The organism is Phytoactinopolyspora halotolerans, from assembly GCF_010550675.1.
GTDB classification, from domain to species: Bacteria; Actinomycetota; Actinomycetes; order Jiangellales; family Jiangellaceae; genus Phytoactinopolyspora; species Phytoactinopolyspora halotolerans.
In genome coordinates this window covers 15,489-28,797 of the sequence record NZ_JAAGOA010000012.1, presented here as the reverse complement: position 1 = coordinate 28,797, position 13,309 = coordinate 15,489, and the positions used below count along the sequence as shown (strand labels likewise).

Here is a 13,309-nt window from a genome sequence, read left to right as displayed (position 1 = left end):
TGGGACGCGTCCATCCGAGAATGACACATTGATGTCTCATTTTCAACTCTGGATGTGCCGTTTTGATTGGCGCTGTTACGCTCACTTGATGTGACAGTGGGACGGCAGCGGCATGAATCGTCGGGTGTGCGGCAACGTACCCGCCGCGCCATCCTCGACGCGGCCATCGCACTATGGTCGCGGGACTTCTCCGCTTCGCTGGGCGACATCGCGGAACGGGCCGCCGTCAGCCGCAGCACGCTCCATCGATACTTTCCGGAGCGGCAGGCCCTGGTCGACGCCGCGCTGGCGGAGGCGGTCGCGGCGATCGAGCGCGAGGGGGAGAAAGCTCTAGTGGGCTGCCGCACCGCCGTGGACGAGCTATCAGCGCTCATGCGCGCCGGGATCGACAACGGCGACGCGATCCTGTTCCTGTTCTCCGACCCCAACCGGTTCGCCGGGAATCCGTACTGGGACGAGTCCGAGGACGAGGACGTGCTCGGCGTGATCACCCGCGCTCAGGCGGAAGGCGGGATCGCCGCCGATGTCACGCCCGGCTGGATCTTGGGAGTGTTCTACTCACTGATCTACACCGCGGCCGAAGCCATCGCGTCGGACCAACTGCCCCGGCATCGCGCGGTGGACGTCGCGGTGCGCACGTTCCTGCACGGCGTCGGATCCGGCGACTCGGGCGCACACTAGGGTTGCGCCTGTGATGAACGAGCAGATGCGGCAGATCTGGGCCGACGGCGCTGCCGGATGGGTGGAGAACGAGCGGATCTTCGATGCGGTGTTCGCACCGGTGACGGCGGCGATCCTGGACCACGCGGATGTGCGGCCGGGGCGCCGGCTGCTGGACGTCGGTTGTGGTTCCGGCACGCTGCTCGCAGCAGGTGCGGCGGCCGGTGCGAACGTCGTCGGGATCGACATCTCCGAGGGGATGGCCGCGGCCGCGCAGCGGCGGGTACCGGACGCGACGATCGTGGTGGGGGACGCGCAGGTGGCAGACCTCCTCGGCGAGGCACCCGGCGCGCCGTTCGACCGCGTGCTCTCCCGGTTCGGCGTCATGTTCTTCGATGAGCCCGCGGCGGCCTTCGCCAACATCCGCCGCTCGACCGGACCCGGTGCCCGGATGACGTTCGCGTGCTGGCGTGGGCGGGAGGAGAACCCCATGTTCACGCTCGGGACGAGCCTGCTCGTCGAGCGGCTCGATCCGCCGCCGGAGCCGCCGGCACCCGGCGCGCCCGGTCCCCATGCCTTCGCCGATCCGGATCGGTTGCGGGCGCTGCTGGCCGGTGCCGGCTGGACCGACATCACCGTGAACGCGTTCGACTTCGAATGCGATTACGGGATCGACGGCAGCGACGGGGTGGAAGAGCGGCTTGCCACGATCCTCGGCACCACCACGGGTCGCTTGGCCCGGGCACAGGTGGAACCGAGGCTGGGTCCGGACGGCTGGGCAGCGGCGCTGGATGAGGTCCGGGCGGAGCTTCGTCGTCACCGTGTTCGCGGTACAGTCCGGTTCCCAGGCGCTACCTGGCTGGTCACGGCGGAGTGAGGCGGTCGCGGCGCACGGCCCGTCACGCTCCGGACACCTGAGGCTCCGGGCGAGGCATTCCGCGTTTCCTGTCCCGCGCCGTGGCGAGCACGCACCCGGTGAGGATCAGCGCGAAGCCGATCGCGGTGGTGACCGTGAACGACTCGTCGAGAATCACGATGCCGAGGACGAGCGCCACGGCTGGGTTGACGTAGGTGATCACGGTGGAGCGTGCGGGGCCGACCTCGGCGATCAGCTGATAGAAAACGACGAACGCCAGCGCCGTACAGATGAGGCCGAGGCCTGCGACGGACAACCACACCTCGGACTCGGGTGTGGTCGAGGGCCACTGAGCGATGCCGACCGGCACGTAGGCGACCGCGGCGATCGACAGCGCGAGCGCCATCACGCCGAGCCCTGGCAGGCCGGCGAGATGCCGGGCGAGGATGATCGGTCCCACGGCATAGCCGATGGCGACGCCGCCGATGGCGGCGACCGCCCAGAGGTCACCGGTGGCGACATCGAAGCCGACCAGGGCGGCGACCCCGACGAGCCCGACCAGCAGCCCGACGACGCGCCGCCCATCGATGCGTTCGTGGCCGGTGGCGGTGACCAGGACCGCGCCCACCAGCGGTACGGCGGCGATCAGCAGCCCGGTCAAGGAGCTGGACAGGCGCTGCTCGGCATAGCCGAGCAGGAGCCAGGGCATGCAGATCTCGATGGCGGTGAACGCCAGGAGCGCGCGCCAATGTCGAAGCACCGGCCTGAGGTAGCCACGGGCGATCGCGACCGGCAGCAGCAGCGCGGCGCCGATGGCCGTGCGGCCGAACACGATCGTGGCCGGTGAGAGGTCCTCCACGGCAACCTTGATCAACAGGTACGGGATACCCCAGATCAGGCTCATCGCCAGGAACAGGCCCCAGCCCCGCTTCGACATCGGCGCACCTCCTTCGCCTGTGCGCCCGCGCCCGCCGCGACGCAACCCAGACAGGCTACGGGACCGGACTGACACTCATGCGCCGGCGGCGTCCAGCCGTGTGAGCTGCTCGTCGGTGAGCTTGATGTCGACCGCCGGTAGCGCGGTGTCGAACTGCTCCAACGTCCGGGGACCGATCAGCGGCACGATGCAGGGCGATGTCTGGTGCATGAGCCACGCGAGAACCACCTGGTTACCGGTGGCGCCCACCTCGTCGGCGATCTCCCCGAGCGTGGCGATGCGCGCCTCGGCGTCCGGACCGGCATAGGCTCCCATCATCGGGTGGTCGGCGCGCTTCTCGGCGTCGTCGTAGATGCCCTTGAGAATCGGCGAATACGCCACGAGCATCAGGTCGTCATGCGTCTGCAGATAGTGCAGCTGCTCGTCGTCGACGATCGAGGCGTGTCGCAGGCCGGCCTTGCGGCGCAGGTAGGAGTGCTGCTGCTGGACGGCCACCGGAGCCGGCCACCCGTGCTGCGCGCAGAGCTGGCGGATGCGCTCCAGGCGCCAGGTGCGCACGTTGGACCAGCCGATGTAGCGGACCTTGCCGGCCTGCACGATTCCGGCGAGCGCCTCCAGCGTCTCCTCCAGCGGTGTGGACAGGTCATCGACGTGGACGTAATACAGATCGATGTGGTCGGTCTGCAGCCTGCGCAGGCTGTCGTCGACGGACCTGCGCAGGTTATCCGCGCCCGCTCCGTCGAAGCTCTGGTAGGCGCGTTCCCAGTCTGGCCGGCCGTCCACCAAGACCTGGTCCGGGTCCTTGACCATTGCGGTTCCCTTGGTCGCCAGGAACACCTCGTCCCGGCGTCCGGTGCGGGCGAACCAGCGACCCAGTACCTGTTCGCTCTCTCCGCCCTGGCTGCCGCGCTCGTGCCACCAGGCGTAGCAATTGGCGGTATCCAGGAACGTGCCACCGGCGTCGAGGTACCGGTCGAGCATCGTGGTCGCCGTTGTCTCGTCCGTGCTCGTCCCCATCAGCATGCAGCCGAGTGCCAGCTGGCTCACCTGTTCGCCCGTGCGGGCGAGTTCGACGGTCTTCACTGTTGCTCCTTCGCGTCGTCGTGACTGTCGATGACGCTATGAACTGGAGCGCGCTCCAGGTCAAGAGCCGTCTGGATCCGCCGGCAGGATGCACACGGGATGGCGCACCTGGCGCACGACGCCGACCGGCCCCGGGATACCCGTGGCGGCGTCGATGGCGAACGTGGTCAGGCTGCTGGAACGCTGGTTGACGACGTACAGGTGGCCGTCCCGGAGGAGGGCGTCCCACGGGTACTCGCCCTCAGCGTCGACGGTGGAGATGAGCGCGACGTCCGGGCCGTTGACGGCGAACGTGGCGATGGTGTCCGGGCCGCGGTTGAGGACGTACGCGCGAGATCCGTCGGCGGAGAGCCGGACGGCGGACGGGAGACTGGGCCGATCACCGCCGGTGACGTGGGTCGATACCGTCCCGGCCGGCTGGGCGGGTGACGTGGTGAGATCGATGACGGTCAACGTGGAGGCGAGTTCCCCGACCACGTATCCGTAGCCACCGCGGACGACGATGTGCCGCGGCCCGGTGCCGTCCGGGAGGTGGATGTGGTCGTGCTCGGCCAGACGCCCGGTATCCAGGTCGAGGTGGTAGCGGTAGATCGTGTCGGTGCCGAGGTCGACGGCGAGCACGTGGCCTCGTCCCTCCGCGGTGACGGGGTCCGTGGTGATCATGTGCGGATGGGCGGCGCCCTGACGCTCGTGTGGCCCTGATCCGTCGTGCCTGAGCACGTGACTGGCCTCGCCGAGGGAGCCGTCATCGTTGATGGGGTGGACGGCCACCGTTCCGGTCGCGTAATTCGCGGTGAGCAGGTGCGTTCCGGCAGGGTGGACGGAGAGATGGCAGGGTACGCCGCCTCCGCTGGACTTGGCGTCGCCGAGCGCGGTGAGCCGCCGGCCGTCACCGACCGTCCATGAGCTGACCCGGCCGTCGGCGGTGGCCTGGGTGGCGTAGAGCGTCCGGCGGTCGGGCGAGAGCGCCATATACATCGGCTGGATGGCCTCGGCGGCGGTCAACGTGCGGGTGGCGGCGGCTGCCCCGTCGAGCTCGATGATGCTGATTCCGGTGGCGGGGCCGCCCTGGCTCCCGATCGCCGTACCGCCGACGTATGCGTACATGCCGTCCTTCCGCAGTCTGGGTGTTCGTGGTCGGATCACCGTATCTCAGTGAGCGAGGAGCCGTTCTCACCCAACGAGCCCGATTTGTCAGGCGCACGGCCACGGGCAGACACTATGGGTGCTGATCCGATCGGTGACACAAAGGAGCTGTGTGCGATGGAGCAGGGCGGCGACTCGCGGGACAGTGCCTACTCGATCCGTGCTGTTCAGCGGGTCTGCAACATCCTCGATCTCATCCAGGAGAGCCCGGAGAGCTTCTCGCTGACCCAGGTGGCCGAGGTGACTGCGCTGCCGAAGAGCTCGGCGTACCGGTACCTGGCGACGCTGGAGTCGCGGCGGTACGTCATGCGTGACCCGTTGAGCGGGACGTACCGCATCGGTCCCGCGTTCCTGCCCCTGCAGTCCAGACAGCTGACGGTGCTGGCCGACCGCGTGCGGCCGCACCTGATGCGGCTGCGGGACGAGTTCCGGGAGACGTTCAATCTCGGGATCCTGGACGGCTACCGGGTGTCCTACGTCGAGATCGTCGAGAGCCCGCACAGCGTCCGCCTGGCGGCCCGTCCAGGTGACCGTGATCACCTGCATTGCACCGCGCTGGGGAAAGCGATCGCCGCCGGCCTGGAGGAGGACCGGGTGAAGGCGATCTTGTACGCCGAAGGGCTGCCTCGACGCACGCCGGCGACGATCACCGACCTCCCGGCGTACCTGGAGGACCTGGCCCGGGTTCGTGAGCGCGGCTACGCGGTGGACGACACCGAGAACGAGCCGGACGGTCGCTGTGTCGCCGTGCCGCTGTCGGATATCGGCTTGCCGGCAGCCATCAGCATCTCCGCCCCGACAACCCGGCTGACCTCGGATGGCGTCGCGAATGTCGCGAAGGCGCTGGCGGACGCCGCTGTGGTGATCAGGCAGGAGTTCACCGGCGCGGCCGGCTGAACCAGCGCGATCTGAGCAGGCTGCGCGCGGCGCGTGCATCGGCATGCCCGCGCTCGGTTCCATCTGGCGGGACATATCCCTCTTTCAGCGAGATGATTCGCCGATCGGGCATTGCGTTGTCCAGCTCGCGTCCGGTAGGTTCCATCTAGTAGAAACTAGAACTCATACAGTGGGAACGAGGTGCATATGGGTGCCGCCGTGCAACCGCAAGCGGTCCGGACGCGAACCGCCGAACTGCGAGATCACGCCCGTACGCTCACACCGGGCGGGGTGCACTCGAACGTGCGGCTGGCCGGACCGTCGGTGTTCTTCGAGCGGGGCGAAGGTGCCTGGCTGTACGACGTGGACGGCAACGGCTATGTGGACTACCTGCTGGGCCAGGGGCCGAACTTCCTCGGTCATGCGTCGACGCGCGTGAACGACGCCGTGGCTCGCGAATCTCGGCGGGGCACGATCTTCGGCGGCCAGCACGTGTTGGAGAACGAGGCCGGCGAGTTGTTCCTGGACACGGTGGGCTGGGCCGAGCGGGTGCGGTTCGGTCTGACGGGTACGGAGGCGGACCAGGTCGCCCTGCGGCTGGCACGTGCGGCGACCGGCCGGACGAAATTCGTGCGGTTCGAGGGGACGTACCACGGTTGGCTGGACAACGTACTGGTCACCGCGGTCGACGGCAAGACGGCGCCGGCCAGCAAAGGGCAGCTGGCGCACCACCTGGACGACACGTACTTCTTGCCGTTCAACGACGTCGACGCGGTGGCGGCGACGCTGTCCGCGCACGACGACGTCGCGGCCGTCATCGTGGAGCCGGTGATGTGCAATAGCGCCGCGATCATGCCACGGGACGGCTACCTGCAGCAGCTTCGGCGGCTGTGCGACCGGCACGGCATCGTGCTGATCTTCGACGAGGTGATCACCGGCTTCCGGCTGGCGTTGGGCGGCGCGGCGGAGCGGTTCGGTGTCACCCCTGATCTCGCCGTCTACGGTAAAGCCATGGCGGGCGGTTGGCCGGTGTCGGCGCTGGCCGGTAGCGCCGCGCTGATGGACATGTTCGGCGGCGAGGTGAACCACTCCGGTACGTTCAATTCCTCGGTGCCGGCGTGTGCCGCCGTGATCGCGGCGCTGACGACGCTGCGGGAGGATCCGCCGTACACGCGGGTCGAAGACCACGGCATGAAGCTGATGGCCGGCATCCGTGAGCTCGCCCTGAGGTACGACGTGCCGATGCGCATACAAGGACTGCCGATGGCGTTTCACGTGTCGTTCGGCGACCCGTCGCCCATTCACGACCACTCCGGTCTGGCCCGGCTGGACCTGACCCGGTACGCGGCGTTCGCGCAGAACCTGGTGAGCCATGGCGTGTGGGTCGCCCCGCGTGGCATCTGGTACGTCTCCTCGGCTCATGGCGACCGGGAGCTCGCCGCCGCGCTGGAGCGGTTCGAGGCCGCCCTCGCCACGGGGGCGTAGCCGCATGCAGGTACGACGATGAACGGGCGGCTGGCCGGCCGGGTGGCGATCGTCACCGGTGCGTCGCGCGGGATCGGCGCGGCCGTCGCCCGTGCCTATGCCGCCGAAGGCGCGGCGGTGGGGCTGGCATGTGAGCCGTCGCCGACGCCGGTCGAACTGGCCGAGAAGCTGGCGGCCGAGATTCGCGCGAGCGGCGGACGCGCGGTGGCCGTGCCGGCGGATCTGGCGGACCCGCGGGCCATCGAGTCGCTGGTGGCGCAGGTACGCGCCGAGCTGGGACCGGTCGATGTGGTGGTGAACAACGCGGCCGCCTCTGGGTCCGCCTCGTGGCTGGAGCTGAGCGTGGAGGAGTGGGACCATGTGCAGCGGGTCAACGTGCGCGGCTCCTGGTTGCTGGCGCGCGCGGCGTACCCGGACCTGCGCGCCGGCGGGCGCGGCGCGATCATCAACGTGACGAGTGTGATGGCGCAGACCGGGCAGCCCGGCAAGCTGCACTACACGGCGAGCAAGTCCGCGTTGATCGGCCTGACCAGAGCGTTGGCACGTGAGGTGGGGCCCGACGGGGTACGCGTGAACGCGGTGATGCCGGGGGCGATCCGGACCGAGCACGAGGCCGAGCTGTCGCCGGACGCGGACGCGGTGTTCGAGCGGGTCGTGCCCGTGCAGGCGTTGCGGCGACGCGGGTTCGCCGAGGATATGACCGGCGTGTTCGTCTTCCTGGCCGGCGACGAGAGCTCGTTCATGACGGGGCAGGTGCTCAACGTCGACGGCGGCATGGTGCATTACTGAAGCCGGGACGGACGTGGGAGCGTGCGGTGGAGCGAGTCGAGTCGGGGAGCGTTCGGTGTCAGTTGATCTGTTGATCCGTGGCGGCATGGTGTACGACGGCACCGGCGCCGGTCCGGTGCGTCGCGACGTGTTGGTCTGCGACGGCCGGATCGATGCGCTGACCACCGGTGATGCCGACATCGAGGCGCGCCGGGTGATCGATGCCACCGGGTTGGCCGTGACGCCCGGATTCATCGACATCCACACCCATTCCGACGTGAGCGTGCTTCTGGACGGCCGGGCGCAGAGCAAGGTCCATCAGGGGGTGACCACCGAGGTGGTGGGGAACTGCGGATTCTCCGCGTTCCCGGTCTCCGCGCCGTCGTTCTCCGACCACGTGGACCTGTTGGCCGGGATCGGCGACGACCCGGTCCGCCCGTCCTGGCATGACCTGGCCGGCTACGCCGACGCGGTGCATGACGCAGGGGTCGCGGTGAACGTGGCGCCCCTGGTGGGCCACGGACAGCTGCGCATCGCCGCCGCGGGGATGAGCGCGCAGATCACCGGAGATCAGGTCAGGAAGATGCGGGGCCTGCTCGAGGAGTCGCTGGAGCAGGGCGCGTTCGGGATGTCGACCGGGTTGACCTACGTCCCCTCCAGCTATGCGGAGACCGCGGAGCTGGAGACGCTGTGCTCGACGCTCGCCGGATACGGCGCCCTGTACGCGACGCACGCGCGGGGCGACGGGTTCTCCGGCATGCGCGAGGCGGTCGCACTGGGTCGCGCCACCGGTGCGCGGGTGCAGTATTCGCACATCGCGTTGAACGAGCCGAACAGCTGGGGGCGGGGGAGCGAGCTGCTGGCCGTGCTGGACGACGCCCGCGCGGACGGGGTGGACGCCGCGTGCGATGTGTATCCGTACGACGCGTCGGCGTCCGCGCTGACTCAGTACCTTCCCGCCTGGGTGCAGGAGGGCGGCGTGTCGGCGCTGCGAGAGCGGCTGGGCGACGCGAGCACGATGCAGCGAGCCGAAGCGGATCTCGCGGCCGGCTGGGGCGACGGTGCCCGGATCCCGTGGTTCTGGGACCGGGTGGTGTTGGCCCGCACCGACGCGGTGCTCGACGCGCCCGAGGGCGCGACGATCGAGGCCGCCGCGGCGGGCGCCGGAATGTCGCCGGCGCGCTACGTCCTCGAGTTGTGCCGCGAGGGCGGCAACCGGGTGCAGGTGGTGCTGTTCTACCGCGCCGAGGCGGACATGCGCACGTTCCTGCGGTACGCGCATTGCACGCTCGGCTCGGACGGATCGGCGATCCCGTACGAGCAGCACGGACGCAGACCCCATCCACGGGCGTTCGGCGCGCATGCCCGCGTCCTGGGGCGTTACGTGCGCGGGTTGGGGGATCTGGACCTGGGCGGGGCGGTGCACAAGATGACCGGCGCGGTCGCCGATCGCGTCGGTCTGCGCGACCGCGGCAGGCTGCTGCTCGGACTGGCCGCCGACATCACGGTGTTCGACCCGCTGACCGTCGCCGATCAGGCGACGTTTCTCGATCCGTGCCGGCCGCCGGTCGGCGTGCACCACGTCATCGTCGACGGCGTGCCGGTGATCGATGCCGGATGCCAGACGCCGGCACGGCCGGGACGGGTCTTGCGATCACGATGACGATGTTGTCATGGCCTGGACTGCGCCGCCTTGTGAGACACAACTGAGAGAGGAACCCTTATCGTGAGTACTGCTGAGAACCGGCTGGCTACCGTTGCGCCGGTGGCGCCGACCCCGCTTGGTGCCGACGCCGTGATCGACGCCGTCGTCGTCGACGGTGGGACCGCCTACGTCTCCGGCCAGGTGGCCTTCGCCGGAGCCCAGGGTCCGCTGCTGGGCAAGGTCGGCGTGGACGTGGATACCGAGAAGGCCGCGGCTGAGGCGGGTACAGCGGTGGCGAATGGTCTGTACCGGCTGATCGAGACGTTCGGGTCGCTGGATGCGGTGCAGCGGGCGCTGAAGTTGACCGTGTTCGTCAACTCCACGCCTGAGTACACCGACCACCCCGCCGTGGCCAACGGCGCCAGCCGGGTGCTGCTGGATGTGCTGGGCGAGCGGGGCCGGCATGCGCGCTCGGCCGTCGGCGTGGCCAGCCTGCCGCTCGGCGTCCCGGTCGAGGTGGAGCTCGTGGTGAAGGTGGCGCCCTGATGCGGTTGGCGACGCTCGGGTTCAACCACGAGTCGAACACGTTCGCGCCGGGCCGGGCCACGCTGCAGGCCTGGCACGAAGCAGGCATCACCGAAGGCGAGCAGATCCGGGCGATTTACGCGGAGTCCGACTCGACGCTGGCCGGGTTCTTCGCGTATGGGGCCGAGCAGCCGGAGGCGGAAGTGGTGCCGCTGGTGTTCGCGTGGTTGACCCCGGCCGGAGCGAGCACGGCGGAAGCCTACGATCACCTCACCGCGCGCATGCTCGACGCACTTGCGGCGCAGGGCCCGTTCGACGGTGTGCTGCTGGCCCTGCACGGTGCGGCGGTGGCGGAGAACGCCCGCGACGCGGACGGCGATTTCGTCCGGCGGGTGCGGGACCTCATCGGCGGTGACGTGCCGCTCGGCGTCACCGTGGATATGCACGCCAACATCTCCCGGCAGTTCGTGGACCATGCCGACGTGGTGACCGTCTACCAGACCAATCCGCACGTCGATGCGGCGAAGCAGGGTCTGGCCTGCGCGCGGATCCTCGGTGCGGCCGTGCGGGGTGAGATACGTCCGGTGACTGCCCTGGCCGATCCGCCGCTGGCGGTGAACATCCTGCGTCAGGGCACCGGCGACGAGCCGATGGCCTCTCTGCTGGCGCTCGCCCGTGAGCAGGAGCAGCGTCCCGGCGTGCTCTCCACCAGCGTCGTAGAGGGATTCCCCTATGCCGACGTCGCCGAGATGGGGATGACCTTCGTCGCTGTCACCGACGACGACGCGAGCCTGGCCGCGGACGTCGCGCGGGTGCTGGCGGACGCGGCGTGGACGGTCCGGGACCGGCTCGACGCCGACTTGACGCCCGTCGACGACGCGCTCCGGCAGGCCGAGGCCGCCGAATCCGGACCGGTGCTGCTCATGGACATGGGCGATAACGTCGGCGGCGGCAGCCCCGGCGATTCCACGCACGTGCTGCACGCCGCCCGGCGCCTCGGCGTCACCGGCCTCATCATGTCGATCAACGACGCCCAGGCGGTCGCCGCGTGTACCGACGCGGAGGTCGGCGGGCGGGTGGAGCTGGACGTCGGCGGCCGGACCGACCACCGGCACGGCGAGCCGTTCCCGGTTGCCGGTGAGGTGATCGCGCTGACCGACGGAAGGTTCGAGGACCCGACGCCGACGCATGGCGGGGCGCGGTACTACGATCTCGGCCCGTCCGCAGGACTGCGCACCGACGACGGCTTCTTGCTGGCCATCCATTCCCGCCCGGCCGGCACCGCCAGCCGTGAGCAGTTCCGTATGGTCGGCATCGACCCGACCGCGGCCAAGATCATCGCCGCCAAGGGCGTGCACTCGCCGCGGGCCGCGTTCGAACCGATCGCCGCCCGGCTCATCTGGGCCAACACCCCCGGCTGCACCACCGCCGACCTTTCCCTCCTCGACCACCGGCACCGCCGCCGGCCGATGTTCCCTTTCGAGCCGGACGCCGGCTGGAACGGTTGACAGGACGAGTCCAGATGCGGTCGCGCCGGAGACCAGTTGCGACTCGGGCCGTGTGCCGAGGCGCTCGCCGAGCCTCGGCCCGGGCTACCAGCGATCATCGGTCGACGAGGATGACCTCGTATCGGTCCGCGGTGGGCGGGATACCCGTGTCGAACTTGGCATTGACAAGCGCGAGCCTGCCGCCGTGGCGTGCCACCGTCGTCGGTGTCTGGAAGTCGGGGCTGGTGATGACGTCCTGGACGGTGGCGGACGACAGGTCGGGGCTGAGCCGCAGTTCGGTCACCTGGTTGAGGAAGTTCTGCACGGCCCAGAGCCGCCCAGCCTCGACAAGGATGCCGTCGACGGAGGGTAGGTCCGCGCCGGAGATGGGCGCACTCGCTCCCGTGGCCGGATCGACCGTGTACAGGGTCGAGTCTCCGCCATGGGAGACGATCAGCGCCTTCCCGTGTGGGGCGACCGCGATTCCGTTCAGGTTGAACTCGCCGGACAGGTTCGCGGCCGGTCCCGTGAGAACCAGGGTGGACGGCGTGCCCACAGATCCGTTCGGTGCAATGGGGACGCGGTAAAGGTGCGGCTGGACGGAGTCGGTGAACCACGCCGCGTCGTTGGATAGCGCGACGTCGTTGACGAACGTCCCGAGCTCTGGATCGGCCAGCGTCAGCGCGGCGACGTCGGCCCCCGTCCGCGCGTCGTACACGTACGCCTGGCCGGTCAAGCCGCCCGCGACGAAGAGCAGGTCGTGGCTGACATCGACCTTCAGCCCTACGGCCAATCGGCCTTCAGGGGCGTCGATGAAGAGGGATGCCTCACCCGATCGGAGATCCCCCTGGAAGATGTCGCCCTGAAACAGGTCGCCGGCGAAGAACTCGGATCCCTTGCCGACAGCGATTCCCTCGGCCGAACTCGCTCCTGGCAGGACGATCACGTCGGGGAAGGGCTCGGCGCCCGCCGCTCCGGTCAATGTGGATGCGGCGAGGACGCCGACGACGGACGCGGTGCTGATGAGACGTCGCATGATCGACTCCCTGCGCTTCGGAGCTCGCTCCGATGAACGGCCGGGGGGCGAGTCCTCACCATCGCGCACGCTGAACTCCTCGTCAACCCGGTGGTCCGGTCAGCGCCTCGATCGAAGCGGATGCAGCCCGTCGAACGTGCGGCGCGCTTCGAGCAGGTCCACGGCGTCGTCGGGCGACAGCACTCGTTCGTCGCTCGTGCGTCGTGTTACCGGAAGGGTCGTGACGTCGAAATGCTCGAACGCCGGATCTCTCGTCACGAGGTTCAACTTCTCCAGCTTGCCTATCCGCTGCTTGGTAGCCACCTCCCACGCCGATGCGGCACTGATGAAGATCTCGTTGGATTCGTCGCCGATCACGTTTCGTGCGCTTGCCGATAGTCGGCTGTCGTCGGTGAACCACCACAGTACTGTGTGCGTGTCGAGCAGCGCCTGCATCAGCACTGCTCCCATGCATCAAGCTCCTCAGGCGGCAACGGCTCGAAGAACGCATCGCCCACGCTGCCATTCAAGCGTCCAGGTTGCCGCGTGGCGGCCTCCGGCGCCAGAGGCATGAGCCGAGCGTAGGGCTTGCCCGCTTTGGCCAGGATGATCTCCTGCCCCTCGTGCGCCATCTCGAGCAGCTTTGAGAAGCGAGTCTTTGCGTCGTGGACGTTGACAATTGGGCTCATGCAAGGCGAAGGATGACTAAGTCAATGGACTAAGTCCATCCGTTCTTGCTGACTTGTCCACTACGCTATGCGTCCTCGCCCTGACGTGGTCCTCGGGTCTCAGACGATCTGGTGGGTGCAGGCGTGCGTCGTGTCGT

14 protein-coding genes are annotated in these 13,309 nt (G+C 69.1%); 8 read left to right on the top strand and 6 right to left on the bottom strand.

Annotation, left to right across the window (positions count from 1 at the left end; translation table 11 throughout):
• The first annotated feature begins 90 nt into the window (after positions 1–90).
• Both G1H10_RS17140 and G1H10_RS17135 read left to right on the top strand, forming a co-directional pair.
• Entirely contained in the window at positions 91–681 is a 591-nt protein-coding gene (locus tag G1H10_RS17140) for a TetR/AcrR family transcriptional regulator (protein WP_216853370.1), read from the top strand.
• 13 nt (positions 682–694) lie between these two features.
• Positions 695–1,537, top strand: coding sequence for a class I SAM-dependent methyltransferase (locus G1H10_RS17135; RefSeq protein WP_246219642.1), 843 nt, complete (start codon positions 695–697; stop codon positions 1,535–1,537).
• Between the two features lie 22 nt (positions 1,538–1,559).
• Here the strand turns inward: G1H10_RS17135 and G1H10_RS17130 are convergent, their stop codons facing one another.
• The 3 genes from G1H10_RS17130 to G1H10_RS17120 form a co-directional block, all read right to left on the bottom strand.
• Complete coding sequence (locus G1H10_RS17130; protein ID WP_163739997.1) at positions 1,560–2,453, bottom strand: DMT family transporter; 894 nt, start codon at positions 2,451–2,453, stop codon at positions 1,560–1,562.
• Between the two features lie 75 nt (positions 2,454–2,528).
• Positions 2,529–3,536 carry an aldo/keto reductase gene (locus G1H10_RS17125; RefSeq protein ID WP_216853368.1) on the bottom strand — a complete coding sequence of 336 codons (1,008 nt, stop codon included), beginning with the start codon at positions 3,534–3,536 and terminating at the stop codon, positions 2,529–2,531.
• 60 nt (positions 3,537–3,596) lie between these two features.
• Entirely contained in the window at positions 3,597–4,682 is a 1,086-nt protein-coding gene (locus G1H10_RS17120) for a lactonase family protein (RefSeq protein WP_163739995.1), read from the bottom strand.
• A 117-nt stretch (positions 4,683–4,799) separates the two neighbouring features.
• Between G1H10_RS17120 and G1H10_RS17115 the strand changes: the two genes are divergently transcribed.
• The 6 genes from G1H10_RS17115 to G1H10_RS17090 all read left to right on the top strand — a co-directional run bounded on the left by G1H10_RS17115 (position 4,800) and on the right by G1H10_RS17090 (position 11,489).
• The gene (locus tag G1H10_RS17115) at positions 4,800–5,579 is read left to right on the top strand and encodes an IclR family transcriptional regulator (RefSeq protein ID WP_163739993.1); all 780 of its coding nucleotides are present in this window, start codon (positions 4,800–4,802) and stop codon (positions 5,577–5,579) included.
• A 186-nt stretch (positions 5,580–5,765) separates the two neighbouring features.
• Positions 5,766–7,043, top strand: coding sequence for an aspartate aminotransferase family protein (locus G1H10_RS17110; RefSeq protein ID WP_163739991.1), 1,278 nt, complete (start codon positions 5,766–5,768; stop codon positions 7,041–7,043).
• 18 nt (positions 7,044–7,061) lie between these two features.
• Positions 7,062–7,832, top strand: a complete 771-nt coding sequence (locus G1H10_RS17105; RefSeq protein ID WP_163739989.1) for an SDR family NAD(P)-dependent oxidoreductase — start codon at positions 7,062–7,064, stop codon at positions 7,830–7,832.
• A gap of 55 nt (positions 7,833–7,887) precedes the next feature.
• Complete coding sequence (locus G1H10_RS17100; protein WP_163739987.1) at positions 7,888–9,474, top strand: N-acyl-D-amino-acid deacylase family protein; 1,587 nt, start codon at positions 7,888–7,890, stop codon at positions 9,472–9,474.
• 63 nt (positions 9,475–9,537) lie between these two features.
• Positions 9,538–10,002, top strand: a complete 465-nt coding sequence (locus tag G1H10_RS17095; protein WP_216853367.1) for a RidA family protein — start codon at positions 9,538–9,540, stop codon at positions 10,000–10,002.
• Positions 10,002–11,489 (top strand): M81 family metallopeptidase, encoded by a 1,488-nt coding sequence (locus G1H10_RS17090; RefSeq protein ID WP_163739985.1) that lies wholly within the window; start codon positions 10,002–10,004, stop codon positions 11,487–11,489. Before G1H10_RS17095 ends, G1H10_RS17090 begins: the two co-directional genes overlap by 1 nt.
• Positions 11,490–11,583: 94 nt before the next feature.
• Here G1H10_RS17090 and G1H10_RS17085 read toward each other — a convergent pair whose 3' ends face one another.
• From G1H10_RS17085 to G1H10_RS17075, 3 genes are all read right to left on the bottom strand, one after another.
• Complete coding sequence (locus G1H10_RS17085; RefSeq protein ID WP_163739983.1) at positions 11,584–12,504, bottom strand: NHL repeat-containing protein; 921 nt, start codon at positions 12,502–12,504, stop codon at positions 11,584–11,586.
• Between the two features lie 99 nt (positions 12,505–12,603).
• Positions 12,604–12,939 (bottom strand): type II toxin-antitoxin system VapC family toxin, encoded by a 336-nt coding sequence (locus G1H10_RS32435; RefSeq protein WP_376778631.1) that lies wholly within the window; start codon positions 12,937–12,939, stop codon positions 12,604–12,606.
• A complete protein-coding gene (locus tag G1H10_RS17075; RefSeq protein ID WP_163739982.1) occupies positions 12,939–13,172 on the bottom strand; it encodes a type II toxin-antitoxin system Phd/YefM family antitoxin in 234 nt (77 codons plus the stop codon). Before G1H10_RS17075 ends, G1H10_RS32435 begins: the two co-directional genes overlap by 1 nt.
• Positions 13,173–13,309: the final 137 nt, after the last annotated feature.

Coding starts and splice junctions, on each gene's coding strand:
- G1H10_RS17135 (WP_246219642.1), top strand. CDS start 695: ATGAACGAGCAGATGCGGCAGATCTGGGCCGACGGCGCTGCCGGATGG.
- G1H10_RS17130 (WP_163739997.1), bottom strand. CDS start 2,453: ATGTCGAAGCGGGGCTGGGGCCTGTTCCTGGCGATGAGCCTGATCTGG.
- G1H10_RS17115 (WP_163739993.1), top strand. CDS start 4,800: ATGGAGCAGGGCGGCGACTCGCGGGACAGTGCCTACTCGATCCGTGCT.
- G1H10_RS17110 (WP_163739991.1), top strand. CDS start 5,766: ATGGGTGCCGCCGTGCAACCGCAAGCGGTCCGGACGCGAACCGCCGAA.
- G1H10_RS17105 (WP_163739989.1), top strand. CDS start 7,062: ATGAACGGGCGGCTGGCCGGCCGGGTGGCGATCGTCACCGGTGCGTCG.
- G1H10_RS17090 (WP_163739985.1), top strand. CDS start 10,002: ATGCGGTTGGCGACGCTCGGGTTCAACCACGAGTCGAACACGTTCGCG.
- G1H10_RS17085 (WP_163739983.1), bottom strand. CDS start 12,504: ATGCGACGTCTCATCAGCACCGCGTCCGTCGTCGGCGTCCTCGCCGCA.
- G1H10_RS32435 (WP_376778631.1), bottom strand. CDS start 12,939: ATGCAGGCGCTGCTCGACACGCACACAGTACTGTGGTGGTTCACCGAC.
- G1H10_RS17075 (WP_163739982.1), bottom strand. CDS start 13,172: ATGAGCCCAATTGTCAACGTCCACGACGCAAAGACTCGCTTCTCAAAG.